Annotated in this window: 18 protein-coding genes and 1 pseudogene; 13 read left to right on the top strand and 6 right to left on the bottom strand. The window is 68.8% G+C overall.

Annotation, left to right across the window (positions count from 1 at the left end):
* The first annotated feature begins 40 nt into the window (after positions 1–40).
* On the top strand, positions 41–991 hold the full coding sequence (locus AB0I04_RS13940) for a helix-turn-helix transcriptional regulator (protein WP_360883490.1): 951 nt from the start codon (positions 41–43) through the stop codon (positions 989–991).
* Positions 992–1,018: 27 nt separating this feature from the next.
* Here AB0I04_RS13940 and AB0I04_RS13935 read toward each other — a convergent pair whose 3' ends face one another.
* Positions 1,019–2,167 (bottom strand): helix-turn-helix transcriptional regulator, encoded by a 1,149-nt coding sequence (locus AB0I04_RS13935; protein ID WP_360883487.1) that lies wholly within the window; start codon positions 2,165–2,167, stop codon positions 1,019–1,021.
* A 149-nt stretch (positions 2,168–2,316) separates the two neighbouring features.
* On the opposite strand from AB0I04_RS13935, the gene AB0I04_RS13930 reads away from it, so the two are divergent.
* Both AB0I04_RS13930 and AB0I04_RS13925 read left to right on the top strand, forming a co-directional pair.
* Positions 2,317–2,682 carry a hypothetical protein gene (locus AB0I04_RS13930; RefSeq protein ID WP_360883484.1) on the top strand — a complete coding sequence of 122 codons (366 nt, stop codon included), beginning with the start codon at positions 2,317–2,319 and terminating at the stop codon, positions 2,680–2,682.
* A 1-nt stretch (position 2,683) separates the two neighbouring features.
* Positions 2,684–3,001 (top strand): hypothetical protein, encoded by a 318-nt coding sequence (locus AB0I04_RS13925; protein ID WP_360883481.1) that lies wholly within the window; start codon positions 2,684–2,686, stop codon positions 2,999–3,001.
* Here the strand turns inward: AB0I04_RS13925 and AB0I04_RS13920 are convergent.
* Positions 2,980–3,567, bottom strand: coding sequence for a CGNR zinc finger domain-containing protein (locus AB0I04_RS13920; RefSeq protein ID WP_360883478.1), 588 nt, complete (start codon positions 3,565–3,567; stop codon positions 2,980–2,982). The two genes, AB0I04_RS13925 and AB0I04_RS13920, sit on opposite strands and share 22 nt — an antisense overlap.
* A 273-nt stretch (positions 3,568–3,840) precedes the next feature.
* Here AB0I04_RS13920 and AB0I04_RS13915 point away from each other — a divergent pair, with 273 nt between their 5' ends.
* The 3 genes from AB0I04_RS13915 (at position 3,841) to AB0I04_RS13905 (ending at position 5,627) form a co-directional block, all read left to right on the top strand.
* Positions 3,841–4,296, top strand: coding sequence for a nuclear transport factor 2 family protein (locus AB0I04_RS13915; RefSeq protein ID WP_360883476.1), 456 nt, complete (start codon positions 3,841–3,843; stop codon positions 4,294–4,296).
* 99 nt (positions 4,297–4,395) lie between these two features.
* Positions 4,396–5,040 (top strand): hypothetical protein, encoded by a 645-nt coding sequence (locus AB0I04_RS13910; protein ID WP_360883473.1) that lies wholly within the window; start codon positions 4,396–4,398, stop codon positions 5,038–5,040.
* Positions 5,041–5,042: 2 nt separating this feature from the next.
* Positions 5,043–5,627 carry a TetR-like C-terminal domain-containing protein gene (locus tag AB0I04_RS13905; RefSeq protein ID WP_360883470.1) on the top strand — a complete coding sequence of 195 codons (585 nt, stop codon included), beginning with the start codon at positions 5,043–5,045 and terminating at the stop codon, positions 5,625–5,627.
* A gap of 5 nt (positions 5,628–5,632) precedes the next feature.
* On the opposite strand, the pseudogene AB0I04_RS13900 reads toward AB0I04_RS13905, so the two are convergent.
* Positions 5,633–6,079, bottom strand: a pseudogene (locus AB0I04_RS13900) (Uma2 family endonuclease); the annotation flags it as partial.
* Positions 6,080–6,465: 386 nt separating this feature from the next.
* On the opposite strand from AB0I04_RS13900, the gene AB0I04_RS13895 reads away from it, so the two are divergent.
* On the top strand, positions 6,466–7,695 hold the full coding sequence (locus AB0I04_RS13895; protein ID WP_360883467.1) for an FAD-dependent oxidoreductase: 1,230 nt from the start codon (positions 6,466–6,468) through the stop codon (positions 7,693–7,695).
* Positions 7,696–7,705: 10 nt separating this feature from the next.
* On the top strand, positions 7,706–8,665 hold the full coding sequence (locus tag AB0I04_RS13890) for a sigma-70 family RNA polymerase sigma factor (protein WP_360883464.1): 960 nt from the start codon (positions 7,706–7,708) through the stop codon (positions 8,663–8,665).
* Positions 8,666–8,755: 90 nt separating this feature from the next.
* On the opposite strand, the gene AB0I04_RS13885 is transcribed toward AB0I04_RS13890, so the two are convergent.
* The gene (locus tag AB0I04_RS13885; protein WP_360883461.1) at positions 8,756–9,838 is read right to left on the bottom strand and encodes a hypothetical protein; all 1,083 of its coding nucleotides are present in this window, start codon (positions 9,836–9,838) and stop codon (positions 8,756–8,758) included.
* Between the two features lie 164 nt (positions 9,839–10,002).
* Here AB0I04_RS13885 and AB0I04_RS13880 point away from each other — a divergent pair, with 164 nt between their 5' ends.
* Together AB0I04_RS13880 and AB0I04_RS13875 are read left to right on the top strand one after the other, a co-directional pair.
* Positions 10,003–10,767, top strand: a complete 765-nt coding sequence (locus AB0I04_RS13880; RefSeq protein ID WP_360883458.1) for a PIG-L family deacetylase — start codon at positions 10,003–10,005, stop codon at positions 10,765–10,767.
* A 10-nt stretch (positions 10,768–10,777) separates the two neighbouring features.
* Positions 10,778–11,422 carry a LysE family translocator gene (locus AB0I04_RS13875; protein ID WP_360883455.1) on the top strand — a complete coding sequence of 215 codons (645 nt, stop codon included), beginning with the start codon at positions 10,778–10,780 and terminating at the stop codon, positions 11,420–11,422.
* 13 nt (positions 11,423–11,435) lie between these two features.
* On the opposite strand, the gene AB0I04_RS13870 is transcribed toward AB0I04_RS13875, so the two are convergent.
* On the bottom strand, positions 11,436–12,116 hold the full coding sequence (locus AB0I04_RS13870; RefSeq protein WP_360883452.1) for a YceI family protein: 681 nt from the start codon (positions 12,114–12,116) through the stop codon (positions 11,436–11,438).
* 71 nt (positions 12,117–12,187) lie between these two features.
* Positions 12,188–14,659 carry a LuxR C-terminal-related transcriptional regulator gene (locus tag AB0I04_RS13865; protein WP_360883449.1) on the bottom strand — a complete coding sequence of 824 codons (2,472 nt, stop codon included), beginning with the start codon at positions 14,657–14,659 and terminating at the stop codon, positions 12,188–12,190.
* A 179-nt stretch (positions 14,660–14,838) separates the two neighbouring features.
* Between AB0I04_RS13865 and AB0I04_RS13860 the strand changes: the two genes are divergently transcribed.
* The 3 genes from AB0I04_RS13860 (at position 14,839) to AB0I04_RS13850 (ending at position 18,398) form a co-directional block, all read left to right on the top strand.
* On the top strand, positions 14,839–15,699 hold the full coding sequence (locus AB0I04_RS13860) for an SAM-dependent methyltransferase (protein ID WP_360883446.1): 861 nt from the start codon (positions 14,839–14,841) through the stop codon (positions 15,697–15,699).
* 18 nt (positions 15,700–15,717) lie between these two features.
* The gene (locus AB0I04_RS13855) at positions 15,718–17,124 is read left to right on the top strand and encodes a hypothetical protein (RefSeq protein WP_360883443.1); all 1,407 of its coding nucleotides are present in this window, start codon (positions 15,718–15,720) and stop codon (positions 17,122–17,124) included.
* Positions 17,125–17,303: 179 nt separating this feature from the next.
* On the top strand, positions 17,304–18,398 hold the full coding sequence (locus tag AB0I04_RS13850; RefSeq protein ID WP_360883439.1) for a cytochrome P450: 1,095 nt from the start codon (positions 17,304–17,306) through the stop codon (positions 18,396–18,398).
* The last annotated feature ends 15 nt before the right edge of the window (positions 18,399–18,413 follow it).

Genomic DNA, 18,413 nt, shown 5'->3' with positions numbered 1-18,413 from the left:
CAGCAACACCTGACCGGAACGCCGACTCGACCTGTTCACCATGCGCACCACGATCGAGCCGCACCGTCGCGACAACCAGGCCGTGCTCAGACTGGCCCCCAAGGGGCCACCCTCGGCACTGCTCGATCAGCGGGCAGCGCCGTACGCTCACGGCGTGGGTACGCCGTTGGGGAAGTTCGTCCGAGCCAAGCGCGACAGTATCCAGCCGGAATCTCTGGGACTGCCGGACCGCGGCCATCGCCGGTCACCAGGTCTACGCCGCCTGGATCTCGCCGCGCGGGCCGGCATCAGCGTTGAATACCTGACCCGCATCGAGCAGGGCCGCGACCGCAATCCATCGACAGCGGTCATCAACGCGCTCGCCGATGCGCTCAGCCTCGACCTATCGGAGCGTAACCACCTGCGCTACCTAGCGAAGATCACCGGCGACAGATGCTCCGCCCACTTCCGGCCCACGCCACCGCCCCGACAGGTGCGACCGTCCGTACTGAAGACACTCCGCCTCCTCGAACCGGGCATCGCCATCGTGACGAACCGGCTGGGCGACGTCCTCGCCCACACCAGCGGCTATGAGTCGGTCACCAGCGGAACCGGGCTGCTCGACGCCGCCCCTCCGAACCTCACCCGTTACGTCTTCACCGACGCCCGCGCCCGGACGTTCTTCACCGACTGGGACGACATCGCGGACGAGCAGGCCTTCGATCTGTGGCTCGCACCATCCGTCGAGAACCTCGAGTGGCTCACCGCCGAGCTCACCCCCGTCGCCGGCCCCGACTTCACCCGCCGCCTGAACCGCCACGTGGTGCCGAGACGTGGAATTCTCCGGCTCAGCCACCCAGCCGGGCACGAGCTTCAGCTGCTCCGCGAGACGCTCGAACTCCCCACGGACGCCCAACAACTCGTCGTCTTCCTCCCCGCTGACGAACAAACGGTCCAGGCCATCGACCAACTCCGCCGCTCGCCCCACGGCCGGCTCCGATCGATCTCATGACACCCCGAGATCAGAGTTCTTTCGGCGTCATCGGGGCGCGCCCTTCGCTGAAGGCTGGATGGCCCGCAGTTGCTCACGCGCGTCCCGCATCTCCGGAACGCTCGCCCATCGAGCGGAGCCCGCGATGATTTCGTTCACCTTCTGATCGAAGTGGGAAGAGGTGATCAGCGGGCCGACGTGCGCCAGGGCACTCATTCGGTCCGCCGCCTTGAGCGGATCGGCAGCACGCAGCGCTGCCTGCACGCTTTCACCGAGCCACAAGCCGCGAGAAAGCTGCCTGCCCTCGACGAGATCCATCACCTCGTCCATGGAACGTGCCGCTTCTTCATGACGACCGAGGCGGCTGAGGGCGACACCGGAATTGCCTACGATCGCCATCATCGTCTCCCAAGAGAAACCGTCGAGGCCTCGTGCGATATCGAGTAGTTGGCGCGACCGTCGTTCCTTGCCGTGCGCGTGCGCCATCGCGAGGCTCAGCCCGAGCCTGATGTTGAGCCGCGCCTTGCGCTCGTTGGTCAATTCCGGAAGAGCCAGACCACGCTGCGCATACATGGCCGCGCGCCGGTAATCGCCGCGAGAGGTGCTGATCTGACTCAGGCTCTCATATGAATGGGCGATGGCATCGACGTCATCTGACCTCTGCGCCAGGACCAGCGCCAGGCGCCCGGCGTTATCGGCCCTCTCAAGAAGCCGAGCGTCATAGAGCACGAACGAAGCGGAGCGCGCCAGGCCGGAGGCCGCCGTTTGGAGATTCCGATCGCGCAGATTGATCGCTTCCGCGATCTTAGTCAGATGCCGAGAAGCAGTCGCAACGAGCGGAACACCGCCTATCTCGTAGCGAGTGCGATTAAGCCGCGCCGCAAGAGCGCGCACATATTCCGAATCTTTGTAGGGACTGGCTTTCACCGACGGCACGAGTGTGACGGACGCCGCTGCGGCGATGAATGATCTCCGCTTCACCGGATCGTCTTCCTCCCCTATGGGCGTTATGCGCAGCTCCCAGCCTACGCGCGCTAGAAGCCGACTTGCCTTAATGATCCCGGTATCGCGCTGTTCGCGCGAGACCTGCGAGACCCAGACCTGGGAGACGCCCAGCTCGCGGGCGAGTTCCGTCTGAGTCAACTCGCGGCTTTTCATGATCAATTTAAGGGCTTGACCCAGGCTCCACGCTTCCACGGCCGCAGGCTATAGCCGATCGCGATGCCGCACTACCCGATTACTGATAGTGGCCGAAACGATGAGTCAACGGCGGACACGACCGGGAGTGATCGAAATAGAAAATGTCGATCTCGCCGGTCGGAGTAGGTGATCGAAAGGCGGGATAGGTGCACGGAGAAGATCCGGAGGCCGAGACGTCCATGGACCGGGCCCGGCAGGTCAAGGCCCGGCTGGACGAGCTGGGCGCGGCACTGACCGAACGCGGCCTCACCGTACGGATCGGCGCCGGGGCGCTGGTGGCGTGGAATGCTGCGGCGGCGCGGACGGACGACCCGGTCGGCAAGGTCATGAACCCCGGCCTGTCACAGTACGTAGCGCTGTGCGGGTACGAGGACGGGTCACTCCAGTGGTACTGGTGCTGGACGGGTCCGACGCGGGACGCACCGCTGGAAACGGAGCACATGTGCGCCGCCGAGGAGATCGAGTACGCGGCCGATCTCATGGCGAAGGTTCTCCGCGTCGAAGACGAATGACATGGAGTCCACCGGCTTCCAGGGCCCGACGGGCGGCGGCGTTCGGGATCGGCCCCCAGGGCGACGAACCGACCCGCCGGCGGCCGAGACCCGCGTCGATCAGGCGTGCTTCGCCCCGCGAGCGGACCCGCACGGGACCGACGCGGCACCGTGGCTGGCCCGTCTGCGCGGGGAGTTCCCGCGCTGGGGATTCATCCACGATCCCTTCGCAGACGTGTGGATCGCCGTACGCGGGCGCGGCCGTACGGAAGTGGCGGCGACCGCCTTCGAACTGTGCGAGCGGCTGACGGCGGCGTCTCAGGAGCGGTGGCGCCGGTAGTGCCGCGCCGCGCGCACCCGGTTGCCGCAGGCGGTGGAGCACCATTCGCGACGTGGGTGGTCCTTGACGAAGTACAAGACGCATCCGGGGGCGTAGCAGGCGCGCAGGCGTTCCTGGTCCGGGCCGGTGAACAGGTCGACGGCCTCCTCGGCGATGGCCGACAGCGAGCGCGCCACCACGGACTCGGTGCCGGTCGACCAGCGTCGCAGACGACCGTCTTGCATGCTGAGCTGAGGCCACGTTGTGGCCCGGGTGACCGCCTGGTTGACGTCGGCGACGGCCTGCTCCACGTCTTCGGTGGGAGAGGCCGCCGCCTGACGGGAGTCCTCGGTGAGGAGTGCGGCGAGGCGTCGCAGAGCGTCCCGGAGCGAACGGAACGTCTCGACGTCCCGCCGGTCGATCGACGCGTCGCCGTCGGCGTCTTCGCCGATCGCCCGCAGCCACGCCCGCAGCTCGTCCGCGGTACGGAGCGCGTCGTGCACGCCGGCGCGGTCGGCCCAGATCGTGTTCATGAGACGCACGGGCACCGGCTCGTCCGGCAGCATCAGCGCGAAATTCTCGCTCACGGCACCTCCTCCTACCGACGGTCGACCGTGACGACGGCCACCATTCCGACAACTCTAACGCGTCCAACGACTTGCATCCGTTAGATCGTCATGCTTCACTTCTAACGAGACCGAGGCAATCCATCCGTTAGAACTACGCTCGGAGTGAGGGGAATCCCATGAGCGACCTACCGCTGATCGATCGCTGAACGTCCTGACGAACTACTTCAACAAGGCGATCGAGGTCGACATCGACTTCCCGGTCGTCACGGCCTGACCAGAGGAGGAGACATCATGAGCCGTCCGCCCGTACCCCCGTTCACCGAGGAGACCGCGCGACAGAAGGTCCAGGCCGCCGAGGACGCCTGGAACACCCGGGACCCCGAACGGGTCGCCGCCGCGTACACGCCGGACTCGGTCTGGCGCAACAGGTCGGAGTTCGTCACCGGCCACGACGAGATCGTGGCGTTCCTGACCCGCAAGTGGGAGCGCGAGCAGGAGTACGCCCTGCGCAAGAGCCTCTGGGCGTTCACCGACGACCGGATCGCGGTCCGCTTCCAGTACGAGTGCCGCGACGCCTCCGGCCAGTGGTGGCGCAGCTACGGCAACGAGCAATGGGAGTTCGACGCGGAGGGCTACATGCGCCGCCGCGAGGCCTGCATCAACGACGTCCCGATCACGGCGGACGAGCGGCGGATCTTCGGCCCGCGCGGCGACGACGAACGCGATCACGACATCCCCTTGCGGTAGGCGGCGGGATCGGCCGGCGAAAGCCCCTTGCGGAGCAAAGTTAATGCGACTAACTTGAAGTTAGTTGCATTAACCAGTGCACCGTCCAGGGAGTACGCAATGAACGTCTCGGCCACCGCCCCCGCCCGGCCCCGCCTGCTCACCGTTCCCGCCGTCACCGGCGTCGCCTACGCGCTGTCCTGGGTCGCCGGGCTGTCCGTCGGAGCGCCGAGCCCGAAGCTCGACGCGTCGGGAAGCGAGATCGTCTCCGCCATCGCGGGGCACGGGGGCGTCGTGGCGACCCAGTTCACCCTCACCGAGGGACTGCCCGCCGCGGGCCTGGCGATCGTCTCGGTACTGCTGGCCAAGGCCGTCTCCCGTACGGGCGCGGCCACCGCCGCCCGGGTCATCGGAGTCGCCGGGGTGGTCGCCGCGGTCATCTCGCTGGTGCAGTTCGTGCTCGGCCTCGCGCTGTCCCGGGCGACCGCGCCCGGCACCGCGCACCTGCTGTTCCAGGCTGGCGACCGCCTCGACGGGGTCAAGATGCTCGCCCTGGCCGTCGTCGGCGCCGCCACCGCCGTGTCGGGCGCGCTCCCCCGCTGGCTGCGCTGGACGGGAGCCGCCCTCGCCGTCTCCATCGCGGCCAGCGGCGTCGTCTACCTGTTCCTCCTGCAGAGCCTGGCCCTGCTCGCCGCCCCCGCCCTGATCCTGCTGCTGGTCTTCATCACCGGCGCCGGCATCGCGCTCGGGCGATACGGTCGGTGACCATGCCCCGCGTTGGACTCACCCCCGAGCGCATCGTCGCCGAAGCGGCGGCCGTCGCCGACGAGGTGGGCCTGGACCGGCTCACCCTCGCCGCGGTCGCCCAGCGGTGCCGCGTCTCCCTCCCCGGCCTGTACAAGCACGTCAGCGGGCTCGAAGCCGTCAAGAGAGACGTCACCCTCCTGGCCATCCGCGAACTCACCGACACCCTGACCAGGGCCGCCGTCGGGCTGACGGGCCAGGAGTGCCTGCGCGCCGTCTCCAATGCCTACCGGAGCTACGCACTCGCCCATCCGGGCCGCTACGCCGCGAGCGTCCAGGCCCCGACACCCGGCGATCAGGAGTACACCCACGTGAGCGACGACGCCGTCGCCGTCGCCGCCGCGGCCCTGAGCGGGTACGGCCTGCAGGGCTCGGACCTGATCCACGCGATCCGCATGTGGCGCACGGTCTGCCACGGCCTCGTCTCGCTCGAGGCGGCCGGCGGCTTCGGCCTCCCCGAGTCCCTGGACGCCACCTTCGACCATCTCATCAACGCACTCGACACCGCCTACCGCGACCTGGCGTCCCGGCAGATCCCGTCCCAGTGACCCGATCAGAGGCGACGGCCGAGCAGCCGCGCCGGATCGAACTCGACCGGAAACGGCTCGGCGAGCTTCACGATCTGCCCCGCGTCCGCGTGCGCGACGCTGTCATAGACACCGTCGCGCAGGCTCAGCACCTCAACGTACGGCGGGTTCGCCCCGATCAGCTCGATCCGGAGAAACGTCGGGATTCCGGCCGCCGCGTAGATCCGCGGCTTGTCGTGGTAGTCCCGGCGGCGGTTGCCCGGACTCACGATCTCGGCCACGAGGTAAGTCTGTTCGGGCGGCAATGCGGCCGTTCCTGCGAGCAGCACATCCGCGTCACCGACCACGACGTCGGGAACCGCGACCTCAGTCGCTGTCCGTACGCCGAACGCCTCGACCACCTCAAGGTCGTGGGGCGCTGCAGCCGCCAGAAGCGTGCGCAACCTACCTGCGCACACCTGGTGGTTGGATGACGGCGTGGGACTCGATGTAGCAGGCGAACGAAAGTCACGGTAAGGAGCGCGAACAGGGCTGGCTTGGCGTGACTGATCGTTCCAGACCTACTCGGGGGCCTCCTCCTACAGCTCGTATTACCAGGTTGGCGGGTCTGATGCCGACGCGCTCGGCGAATTCGCCCACGGACATCTTCCGCTTGGCGAGCATGACGCGATGTCGACGGTGGTCGGTATCAGATCACCTCGTTCAGCTCGGCCTGCATCTGCGCCGCCTCGGCGTCGCGAGCATCGTTGGGCGGCGCTCCTGCCGTTCTGTGACCCATGCCACATGCAGTTCCTGTCAGCAATCGGGGCGCTGTCCCGCTCAACTCACGCAAGAGCAAGCGAACCGACAGGAGGAACACATGAAGCACCGCATCGTCGTCCTCGGCGCCGGCTATGCCGGGGCCTACGTGGCGGGGAACCTGGCCCGCCGGCTGTCTCCGGCGGACACCGAGATCACCGTGGTCAACGCTGTGCCGGACTTCGTCGAGCGGGTGCGGCTGCACCAGTTGGCGGCTGGCCGGGAGATCGAGGCTCCCAAGCTCGCGGACGTCTTCGCGGGCACGGGGATACGGCTGCGTGTGGCCCGTGTCACCGCCGTCGACCCCGAGCGCCGGGTCGTCGCCGTGGCCGACGCCGACGGCGGCGGCGAGCTCGGCTACGACACGCTTGTCTACGCGCTCGGCAGCCATGGCGCCGACCGCGCCGTCCCCGGCGTGGCCGAGCACGCCTTCGACGTCGCCGCCAGGCCCTCGGCGCTGCGCCTGCGCGAGCGCCTGGACAGCCTGGGCAGGCGGGGCGAAGCCGGGAACGTGGTGGTCGTCGGCGACGGGTTGACCGGCATCGAGACCGCCACCGAGATCGCCGAATCCCGGCCGGGCCTGTCGGTGGCGCTGGTCGCCCGCGGCGAGCTGGGTGCCCGGCTCTCTGCCGGGGCCCGCGGCCACCTGCGCCGGGCCTGCGACCGGCTGGGCGTCACCGTCTGGGAGCACACCGAGGCCGAAGCCGTCGAAGCGGCGCGGGTGCTGTGCGCCGACGGCACCGCCCTGGTGTCCGACGCAACCGTGTGGACGGCCGGGTTCGCGGTCGACCCCATCGCCGCCGCCGGCGGGCTGGAGGTCACCGAGAACGGTCAGATCGTCGTCGACCGCACCATGCGGTCGGTCTCGCACCCGAACGTCTACGCCATCGGCGACAGCGCCTATGCCATCGGCGACAACGGCCGGCCGCTGCCGATGTCCTGCGCCTCGGCCGGCTACACCGGCGTGCAGGCTATCGAGGCGATCGTGGGACGCCTGACCGGCCGCAAGATCGCGAACACCAAGCTGGTCTACACGTACAACCACATCACCCTCGGGCGGCGGGACGCGATCCTGCAGATGATCGACGACGAGGGGCAAGCAAAGCCGAAGTACATGGGCGGCCGGAAGTCCGCGCGGCTCAAGACGGGCCTCGTCTCGCTCTCGCGGTGGGCCGCCTCGCACCCGACCCTCGGCATGCCCAAGCGCAAGCACCGCCTGGCCGCCGCGCCGGACGCGGCCGCCGAGAAGGCGGTCGCGTACGCCGAGAAGGCTCGCGTAGCCGCCTCATAGGGTGGTCCGCGTGGACAGCACCGCCACGGATCGCTTCGACACCAGCCGGTTCGAGGCCAGCCGGAACCGGCTGGCCTCACTGGCCTACCGGCTGCTGGGCTCCGCCACCGACGCCGAGGACGCCGTGCAGGATGCGTTCCTGCACTGGCAGGCCACCGACCGGCAACGGATCAAGGTGCCGGAAGCATGGCTGACCAAGGTCGTCACCAACCTGTGCCTCAACCGGCTCCGCTCGGCACAAGCCCGCCGCGAACGCACCGCCGGCGCATGGCTGCCCGAACCGCTCCTCGACGGCGACCCGATGCTCGGCCCGGCCGACACTTTCGAGCAGCGCGAATCGGTCTCCCTGGCCGTGCTGACTCTCATGGAGCGCCTGTCACCCCTCGAGCGGGCCGTATACCTCCTGCGCGAAGCGTTCTCCTACTCCCACGCCGAGATCGCCGAAATCCTCGACATCACCGAGTCCGCAAGCCAGCAGCACCTCCACCGGGCCCGGCGCCGCATCACCGCCGCGCGCCGCCGTGGCGGCGGCGGCGAAGTCGACCCGGCATCCGCCCGCAGGATCGTCGAGGAATTCCTCGCCGCTGCCTCCTCGGGCCGGACCGAACCGCTGGTGGCGCTGCTCACCGATAACGCGACCGCGATCTCCGACGGCGCCGGCCTGACCGAGACGCTTCTGCGGTACGACACTCCGCAGCGCATCGCCGCCGTCGCACGGGCCGGCTTCAACCCCACACCCGCGAAACGGCGATTTGCCGGCGGCACGCCCACCATCCACTACGCGCTCGTCAACGGCGCCCCCGCCATCCTCTTCGTGCTCGGCGACCAGGTCATCGGCGCCGTGACGTTCGACATCACAGGCGGCAAGATCGCAACCGTGCGCGGCATCGCCGCCCCCACCCGCCTCGCCCGCCTCACCGAAGCCTGGCGGCAGCACGGACCGGACACGCCGCTCATCAGCCAGTGGTGACCCGACGCCGACCGCGGTCATGCGCAACCCCGCGCTGCGATGAACCGCTCCCGGGCTTGGGACGCCACCACAGCCCCGTTCGAAGACACATCAGTTCTCTTGGACCACGGGAGGGGCCGCCGTGCGGGCGGTGCGGGACCGTCGGCCGGCGGCGATTACGAGGATGACGGCGGCGAGGGCGAGGACGGCGTTCATGACGTAGTCGGCGGCCCTTTTCGGGCCCGACTCGGGGCGCATGCCGATGCCCACCCACGCGTAGGTCAGGAGGGCGCCCGAGGCGAGGGCGAGCCGATGTGCCCGGCCCCAGCCCCGCTGCCGGGACCATCGGCCGCCGATCACGGCGATCGCGACGATGAGCAGTGCGGCCACCGCCGCAACGCTCCACCAGCCCGGCAGTCCCTCGGTCATCATGAACGCGCCGGAAGCGACGAAGGCGACGATCCCGACGGCCAGCGGCGGCGGCGCGGCACTGGGGAGCGCGCTCGCGGGTCGCCGGCGGAAGGCCGTCACGACCAGTGCGACGATGGCGGCCACGGTCCCGAGCAACTGCGCGGGCGCGGCGAAGAACCGCTCGTCCTGGTAGCTGCCCCAGGTGGTCACGACGGCGCCGACGGCGAAGAGGGCGGCGGTGACGCCGAGCCCGGTACGGCCCAGCCAGGGCTTCTCGGCGCGTTCGGGCACGAGGGCCTCGATCAGCGTGATGCCGACGTTGGTGCTCCACACGGCGTGCATGGTGAGGACGCCGATCGTGAGCCAGCCGCCCATCCCGAGCGCCGGAATGTAGGTGTCGCCCATCTCGTCGTTGCCGGCGTAGTACCGGTGGAACAGCATCTGGTCCGCCAGTCCCTCCTCGACGAGCCCGTACGCGACGCCGAGGATGAGCATGGTCGTCGGTCCGCGCCCGGCCCGCCGGGCGGTCTCGCGGATGAGCAGGGCACCGGCGCCGTACATGAGGCCGAGGAGGGGGAAGGCGGCGACCGCCTCGCCGAGCCGTTGATTGCCCAGGAGCAGTTCCCCGATGGCCGGGGCGAGGAGGAACAGCGCGACGGCCGGAGCGACGCGGCGTCTGAGGGAGTGCTCGGCAGTGTTCGCTCGCCCACGTCGGCGAGGCGGCGCGTGCGTTCCGGCATCGGGCACCGACCCCGCCGGCCGGTCGTACGACTTGTCCGTCATGGCGACGATCCTCGCGGGCGGGGATCGCCGCCGATAGCGGCGATGGTCTAGGGCCCCGGTTCTTCGGTCGACGCGCGTTCGCCGGAGGGCGTACGGCGGGTGCGACCGCGGACCAGGCCGGCTCTCCCCTACGATCATGATCCACTCGATCGCGGGAGGAAATCGTGTCGGATACCGGTCTGCTGTGCGTGCACGCGCATCCCGATGACGAGGCGCTGTGGACCGGCGGGGTGCTGGCGCGCTACGCCGACGCCGGCGTCCGTACGGGGGTCGTGACCTGCACGTGGGTGGAGGGGACGCGGCGCGTCGAGGAGCTGCGGCGTTCCCTGGCTCTTCTGGGCGCCGGAGAGCCTCGGCTGCTCGGCTACTCCGACGCCGGCGCGAACGAGTCGGGAGGAGACGAGCGGTTCGTCGAGGCCGACGTCGACGAGGCCGTGGGGCGGCTGGTCGGGCACATTCGCGAGTTCCGGCCGGACGTCGTGGTCACCTATGACGCCTTCGGCGGCTACGGGCACCCGGACCACGTCCGGGCGCACCGCGTGACCCTGGCCGCGGTCGAGGCGGCGGCGTACGAGCAGCTGTTCCCGGAGGCCGGCGAGCCCTGGCAGGCGCGGACGCTGTACCTCGTGACCGTTCCCCGCTCGGTGGTGCGCGCCGAGTGGGAGAAGATCTTCGGTGCTCCGCCCGAGCCCGGTCAGGTCCTGCCGGGAACGCCCGACGAGCAGGTCACCACGACGGTCGACGTACGGGCCTGGGCGGACCGCAAGTGGGAGGCGTTCCAGGCGCACGAGTCGGAGGCCGAGCGCGGGGCAGGACCCGCGATGTTCGCGGGCCTGCCCGACGAGGAGCGCGAACGCCTGCTCGCCACCGAGTGGTACATCCGCCGGGACCTCGTCGCGCGGCAGGGCCCCGACCTGTTCGCCGAGTAGCATCCCCAGCATGATCACAGCCGTGTTGGCGTTCGCCGGGGTCGCCGCGTTGATCAACGTCACGCCTGGTCTGGACACCCTGCTGGTGGTGCGCACCTCCGCCGGTCAAGGGCGGCGCTTCGGTGTGGCCGCCGCGCTCGGGATCCTCTCCGGCTGCCTGGTGTGGAGCGTCGCGACGGCCGCGGGACTCACCGCGCTGCTCACCGCCTCACACCTCGCCTACGACGTCTTGCGCATCGCCGGAGCCGGCTATCTGACCTGGCTGGGCATCTCGGCCCTGGTCCGGTCCCGGAGGCGGAGCGCACCCTCGCCCGGCGAGGCGTCTGATCAGGTCACGTCTGATGCCCTGCCCTCCGGATGGCTCACCGCCTTCCGCTCCGGCATGGGCACCAACCTGCTCAATCCCAAGGCCGGCGTCTTCTACATGAGCCTGATCCCGCAGTTCATCCCGCACGGCGCGCCGACGTTCAGCACCACGCTGCTGTTCAGCGCCGTGGACATGGCGGAGCTGGCGGTCTGGTACTGGGTGGTCTCCGGCGCCGCGCACGCGCTGAGCGAACGGATCCGGCGGCCGTCCTTCCGACGCCGGATGGAGCAGCTCAGCGGGATCGCGTTCCTCGGGTTCGCCGTCAACCTGCTCGTCGACGAGAAATGACCGGACCGGCGGTTCATTTCGTGAACTTGAGCAGGAACTCCACCTGACCGTTGTCCTGCGTCTGGATGGGGCCGAAGCTCGGGTTGGCGATCTTCCAGTCGGCGAACTTCACCGGGATCGACCCGCTCACGTCGAAGGCTCCCGGCGCGGTACGGGACGCGGCGACGTCGAAGGTGACCTTCCTGGTCTCCGCCTTGAGCGTGAGGTTCCCGGTCGCCTTCGCGTTGATCTTCGCGCCGACCGCGGGCACGCTGCCGAGGTCGATGGGCTCGGTGAGGGTGAAGGTGGCCTTCGGGTACTTCGCGGTCTCCATGATGCGCCCCTGGAACTGCTGGTCGCGCCGGTCCTTGTCGCTCTTCACCGTGGTCAGGTCCACGGTGAAGGACCCTTTGGTCGCCTTGGTCCCGGCGATGGTCAGGTCGCCGGTGACGCCGTTCGTGCGCCCGACCGCCTCGGTGTTCTGACCGAACAGCACCTCCTTCACCCGGTATCCGGCCTGCGATCCCGACGCGGCCTTCCACGTTCCGTCGGCGGGCACCGCCGCGCCCGTGGCAGCCTGGGGTGAGGCCGAGACGGTCAGCGGTGCGGGCGCCTTGTCCTGGAAGAAGTGGATGTAGACGAACGGCCCTCCGACGACGAGGACGACGGCGACGGCCACTCCGATGAGCAGCAGGCGCTTCCAGTTACGGGTCATGGACTCTCGATTCTCGGGCGATTCCCTGGCGTGGACGCGTGCCATCCCACCAGCGCGGAATCAGAGAATCCTCAGAGGCCGCCGCTCGGCTCGCGCTGTCGTTCGACGACCCATTTGGCGATCTCAGTACGGCTGGTGAACCCGAGCCTGCGGAGGATGGCGCTCACATGCGACTGAACCGTGCGCGGGCTGAGGAACAGCGCCGAGGCGATCTGCTTGTCGGTCTTTCCGTCGGCGATCAGCTCGGCCACGGCCTGCTGTTTCTCGCTGAGCAGCGGCGTGACGGCTCTCGGCGGTGACGCGTCGGCCCGCGGAGCGGAGGGCTGGCCCAGTGCCAGGTCGACGACGGCGTCGACGTCCATCTCCATGCCGTATCCCTCGGTGATGCGGTACGCCTCACCGAGGGCCACACGCGCCTGATCAACGCACGCGGCATGCGCGCGTGCCCACGGTTGCAGGCGGCTGATCGTCACCCCCAGCGTGTGCTGCATGTTGTGCGCCGCGCCGAGGAGCAGGGCGGCCTCCTCGAAATGGCCACGGGTGACCGCGCCCCAGGCCAGCGACTCCACGCACCAGGTCGACCCCCATCGATCACCCATGTCCCATTGCGCGCGCAACGCGGATCGGAACATCGCCACGGAAGTCTTCGGGTCGCCGTGACGAAGCTCGGCCACCGCGCGGGCCCACTGCGCCCAGGTGATCGACCACGGTGCGCCGTGGGCGCGGGTATCGGCCAGGTGGCGTTCGGTGATGGCCAGGGCGTCCGCCTCGGCTGCCATGAACGCGGCGGCGATGGCATGGAACATCTCCGCCATCGGCACGGTACCGGGATCGTCCGCGGCGGCCAGATCGGCTGCCGCCTCGGCGAACCGCTCGAGTACGGCGGGGGCACCGAGGACGAACAGATCCGCCGCACCGGTGAAGAAGGCGTAGCCGGCCAGCGCGCCGTCCGCCTCAGCCCCACCGGTCAGCCGCGACGCCAGAACCCGGCAGCGGTCCAGGAGGTTCTCGGCGTTGGCCTGGTCCCCGAGGCACAGCGCGATCCAGCCCGCCTTGGCGAGCACGGTCAGCCGGAGCGGATCCGGTCCGTCGTTACGCACGAGAGCCTCATCAGCACGCAGCAGGGCACGCAATCCCTCGCCCAACGACCCGCCGAAGAACCACAGGCGAAGGGTCGCCAACGCGACGGCGATCCTGGCTCCGTCCGCGGCCTCCTCAAGCGTCGTTGCGACGGCGCACCGATCGAGGACGGCCCGGTAATTGGGCAGGTCCTGGCCGGCCTCCCACAGGTAACGAGTCTCGTCCGGTCCGTACCAATCCCGGCCGAAGTGGCCGGCACGGTGGAGGAAGTGCGTCCTGAGCCTGCGGTACGCCGCCGAGGCGTCACCGGTCTCGGGTACGGGCCGATCCGGCGGGGAGACGGGCTCGTGCTTCTCCGGGGACGACAGCCGGGCCTGACCGTACTCACGCACCGTCGAGAGCATGGTGTAACGCGTGGGAGACGAGTCGGTTTCGGCCACGACGATGTTCTTGCCGACCAGCTCCCGCAGGATCATCGGCACCTGGGCGGCGTCGAGCGTGTCATCCGAGGCGACGGCCACCGCGGCGGCCGCGGTGAAGCTGCCGGCGAACACGGCCAGCCGCGTCCACAGCAGCTGCTCGTCCTTCGAGCACAGCTGGTAGCTCCACTCGAAGCTGTCCCATAGGGTCCGATGATGGGCCGGCGCACCCACCTCCTTCGCCGTGGTCCTGAACCGGAAGGTCGACAACAGCGACACGATCTCGGGGAGCCCCATCACGCGGACGAGAGGGGCCGCGAGCTCGATCGCCAGCGGGATGCCGTCGAGCAGCCGGGCGAGGCGCGCCACGTCGGCGGTGTTCTCAGCCGTGATCGTGAAGTCGGCCCGTGCCGCGCAGGCCCTCGCTTCGAAGAGCCGCATGGCCTCGTACTCGGACGTCACGGCGTGTTCGGGATCGGCGGGCACGCTCAGCGGTGGGACGTCCAGCAGGTGCTCGCCCTCGCATCGCAGGGGGACCCGGCTGGTCGCCACGATCCGTAGGTCAGGGCATCCGCGCAGGAGACGGATCACGAGAGGTGCGATCGCCTCGATGAGGTGCTCGCAATTGTCCAGCATCAGCAGCAGCGCTCGGTCGGCCAGCGCCGTGATCAGGACGTCGCCGAACTCGCGCGCCGACACGTCGTCGATGGGCAGTGCGCCGACGATCGCCCTGCCGACCAAGGACGGATCGACAAGGGAGGCGAGGTCCACCCACCACACACCGTCGCGATAGGACCGGCGTGCTTCGTGCGCCAGCCGCATCGCGAGCCGCGTCTTACCCGTTCCGCCGGTGCCGGTCAGGGAGAGAAGCCTCACCCGGGGGTCGGCCAGTTTCGCCTTCGCCGTTGAGAGCAACTCCCGCCGCCCGACGAAACCGTTCAGCTCGGCCGGAACGTAGCCGCCACGCCATCTGTTCTCGGTCCGCTCCGCCACCGACACCGCCCGCATCCGGTCTCCGCCGCACACGACCCTGTCAGGGGCCACGTCAGATCAATATGCCATCGTAGTGATCACGGCGACGCCTTGCGGCAGAACCAGCCGGGCCGGGCCTCCGCCGGCGACACCGGCCTCCGGCGGGCCCGTGGTTCCGTGCCTGTGGTTCCGTGCCGGACTCGGTAGGAGTACGGATGCCGGGGGAACCCTCCCGATCACATCCTGTCCAAGTGCATCCAGTCTCGCCGACACTCTCGCACGGCGACCCGCCGATCCGGACGAGCCATCCGCAGGTGACGGCCGCGACGGCGTCGATAGCCCGCGTGATCGACCATCTACTGGACGGCAAGGACAACTTCAAGGTCGACCGGGAATGCGCACGCGAGGCCATCGAAGCCGACCCGGCGATACGGCGGATCACCATCGAGAATCGCCGCTTCTCGCAACGCGTCGTTCGCCACCTCGCACGCGAGTTCGGCATCGAGCAGTTCGTCGATATCGGAGTGGGACTCCCTGCGGCCGAGAACGTCCACCAAGTCGCACAAAGCATCGCCCCAAAGGCCCGAGTGGTTTATGTTGACAATGACCCGATCGTCATCGCCCATGGGCAGGCGCTGCTGACCGAAAACGACCGAGTAAAGGTCATCAATGCGGATCTGAGAAATCCCGATGGAATCCTCAGCCACCCGGATTTCATTCGCCTCATAGACCTTCGTGAGCCGGTTGCGATACTACTGACTCCGGTACTTCAGTTCATATCCGACAGCGAACGTCCGAACGAGGTCATGGAAACGATCCGCGCCGCATTGGCACCGGGCAGCTACCTCGCCATCTCACACGCATGTCCAGACTTTTACCCAGATAAGGTGAACGGCGTCATGGATGCCTACCGTAAGGCAATTCCCTCGGCCACGGCTCGCACCAGGGAACGAATAACGAGTTTCTTCGGCGACTTCGTCATCACCCATCCGGGACTGGCATGGATACCGGCCTGGAAGCCAGAGGGTCAGATAACACCCTCCGCAGCGGAGCGCACGTGGCACATCGGCGGAATCGCACGGAAGACGGCCGACACACCGGCCATATCTTGATCGAGGTAGCTCACGCGAATGAGCAGGAAATCATCCCGTCGCTTCCGGGAGCTCGGTACTTCACAGCCACCGGCCGACAGCCGGGTCGTTCTGCGGCGCGCCGTCGTGATGGGCGGCAGCATCGCCGGCCTGCTCGCGGCGCGGGTCCTGAGCGAACACGCCACCGAGGTTGTGATCATCGAACGGGACGACCTGGAGGCGACGGTCGCGGGGCGGCCAGGGGCGCCGCAGAGCACGCAGGTGCATGCGCTGCTGGACGGGGGCCGGGTACAGATGGACCGCTGGTTCCCCGGATTCTCTCGTGACCTGATCGCGGCGGGTGCCGTGCTCTCCCGCGACGACGCGATCCGCATGTACGTCAACGGCACCGTCAAGGCTCCCGCGTCCGATGAGATGATCAACGCCAGCCGTCCGTTCTTGGAAGTCCATGTGCGCGCGAGGACGCTTTCTCTGCCGAACGTCCACTTCATCCGCGCGCAGGTACGTGACCTGGCCTTCACCGGGGGCCGGGTCTCCGGTGTGCGGTGCACCCTCGCCGGCGAGCCCGCCGACGAAATCAAGAGCATGGCCGCCGACCTGGTGGTCGATGCGATGGGCCGATCAAGCCGGTTGAGCGACTGGCTGGAGCGCGCCGGCCTGCAACGTCCGGAAATGCGGCGAATCGGAATCGACCTCAATTACGCCACCGCGGTCTTTCGTCGAGGCTGCGATTCCCACGGGGCCACCAGCATACAGGCGATCGTTCTTCCACAGGGCGGGCGCCGAGCCGGAGTAAGTGCACTGACCGCAGTCGAAGGAGACCGCTGGACCATGCTATTGGCGGGATTCGCCGACGACCGTCCGACCAACGACCCCGAGGATTTCTGGGAGCGTTGCCGACGGCTACCACCGGTGTTCGCAGAGGTGGCCGATAAATGCCAGATGATCGGCCCGGTCGCGACCTATCGACAGGCTGACTCCAGGCGACGTGATTTCCATCTGATTCGCAACCTCCCCGCTGGTCTGGTCGCCGTGGGCGACGCCGTGGCGTCCTTCAACCCCGTCTATGGACAGGGCATGTCATCGGCCGCGCTGCACGCGTCCTGCCTGTCGGCCTATCTGAGATCCGTCACATCGTTGGCGAAACCCGCCCGAGACTATTTCGAACTCGTCCGGGTAGTCGTCGACGCCGCTTGGCAGACGTCCACGCTCAACGACCTCGCACTGCCACACGTCAATGGGCCCTACCCGCGCGGTTACCGGATCGCACGCCGGATAAGCGACCTTATATTGCGGGCGTCCATCGTCGACACGGAGATGAATCAGCGCTTCTTGCAGGTGGCGCACATGCGAACCCACCCCAACGACCTCATCCGGCCGGGCACTCTGTTCCGCGCCGCTCGTGTCACGCGATCGCAGCGATCCCGGCAGCGAGTTGCCAGCTGATGGAGTCCCTCCCCCGCCCTCCTGAAAGCGAGGAGTCACGAGTGGCCGCCTCTCCCGAAGAATCGACACAGAGCTTGTCGCCGAGTCCTCCCGCGCGCCCAGTCCGCGCACGGCTCTTCGACCCGGAATTCGCTGCGGACCCGGCACGCACGTATGCGCGGCTTCGCCGATACGGCGACGTGGTACCGGTCGAGCTGGCACCCGGTGTTCCCGCCACGCTCGTGATCGGATACGCGGCCGCGCTGGAGGTCCTGCGCGACCCTCATACCTTCCCCAAGGATCCACGCCGTTGGCAGCGAGGCGTCCCCGAGAACTGCCCCGTCCTGCCACTGATGATGTATCGGCCGAACTGCATGTACACCGACGGGCCGGTCCACTCGCGGCTCCGGCAGGCGGTGACCGATGGGCTGGGAGCCATCGAGCCCGATGTGCTCCGCGCCCACGTCGAGGACAGCGCCGAGGCCCTGGTCCGAACATTCCGTTCCGTGGGAGAGGCCGACCTGCTCAGCCAGTTCGCCCGGCCGTTGCCGCTCATGGTTCTCGGGCGGGTTCTCGGCTGCCCGGCCGCCCTCGGTGAGCGGCTCGCCTCCGGATACAAGAAGATCTTCGACGGCGTCGACAGCCGGCAGGGGGATGCCGAGCTGACACACGGCGTGGCCGAGCTCATCGCCCTCAAGCGTTGGCGCCCCGACCAGGATCTGACCTCCCGGATCCTGGCCCATCCGGCAGGTCTGACGGACGAGGAGGCACTGCACCAGGTCCTCGTTCTCATGGGAGGCGGCACCGAGCCCGAGCAGAACCTCATCGCCAACACCCTGCGGCTGATGCTGATGAGCGATCAGGTCGCCGGTGCCGTCTGGGGCGGCGATCTACTCATCGAGGACGCGCTCGACGAGCTCCTGTGGACGGACCCCCCGATCGCGAACTTCGCCTTCACTTATCCCGAACGGGACGTCGAGTTCCGAGGGGTCGTCCTGCCCGCCGACCAGCCGGTGGTCATCAGCTTCGCCGCCGCCAACACCGATCCGTCCACGGCTTCCGGCAGCAGGGTCGGCAACCGTGCCCACCTGGCTTGGGGCGCCGGTCCGCACGCCTGTCCGGCCAAGCGGCCCGCGCAGCTCATCGCCACGGTGGCCATCGAGAGACTGCTCGACATGGTGCCCGGGATGGAGCCGGCCGTGTCGGCCGCCGAGCTGGACTGGCGGCCAGGCCCGTTCCATCGGGCCCTGACCGCGCTTCCCGTGCGGTTTCCCCCCGTGACCGGGGGGTGGTGAATCGCGCGGTCGCCG

Origin of the sequence: Actinoallomurus sp. NPDC050550, from assembly GCF_040655075.1 — a bacterium.
Taxonomy (GTDB): Bacteria; Actinomycetota; Actinomycetes; order Streptosporangiales; family Streptosporangiaceae; genus Actinoallomurus.
This window is presented reverse-complemented; position numbering and strand designations above follow the sequence as displayed.

Excerpts from the sequence above, each read along its gene's own strand:
- AB0I04_RS13940 (WP_360883490.1), top strand. The coding sequence starts at position 41 with ATGCGCACCACGATCGAGCCGCACCGTCGCGACAACCAGGCCGTGCTC.
- AB0I04_RS13925 (WP_360883481.1), top strand. The coding sequence starts at position 2,684 with ATGGAGTCCACCGGCTTCCAGGGCCCGACGGGCGGCGGCGTTCGGGAT.
- AB0I04_RS13915 (WP_360883476.1), top strand. The coding sequence starts at position 3,841 with ATGAGCCGTCCGCCCGTACCCCCGTTCACCGAGGAGACCGCGCGACAG.
- AB0I04_RS13910 (WP_360883473.1), top strand. The coding sequence starts at position 4,396 with ATGAACGTCTCGGCCACCGCCCCCGCCCGGCCCCGCCTGCTCACCGTT.
- AB0I04_RS13905 (WP_360883470.1), top strand. The coding sequence starts at position 5,043 with ATGCCCCGCGTTGGACTCACCCCCGAGCGCATCGTCGCCGAAGCGGCG.
- AB0I04_RS13895 (WP_360883467.1), top strand. The coding sequence starts at position 6,466 with ATGAAGCACCGCATCGTCGTCCTCGGCGCCGGCTATGCCGGGGCCTAC.
- AB0I04_RS13885 (WP_360883461.1), bottom strand. The coding sequence starts at position 9,838 with ATGACGGACAAGTCGTACGACCGGCCGGCGGGGTCGGTGCCCGATGCC.
- AB0I04_RS13875 (WP_360883455.1), top strand. The coding sequence starts at position 10,778 with ATGATCACAGCCGTGTTGGCGTTCGCCGGGGTCGCCGCGTTGATCAAC.
- AB0I04_RS13870 (WP_360883452.1), bottom strand. The coding sequence starts at position 12,116 with ATGACCCGTAACTGGAAGCGCCTGCTGCTCATCGGAGTGGCCGTCGCC.
- AB0I04_RS13855 (WP_360883443.1), top strand. The coding sequence starts at position 15,718 with ATGAGCAGGAAATCATCCCGTCGCTTCCGGGAGCTCGGTACTTCACAG.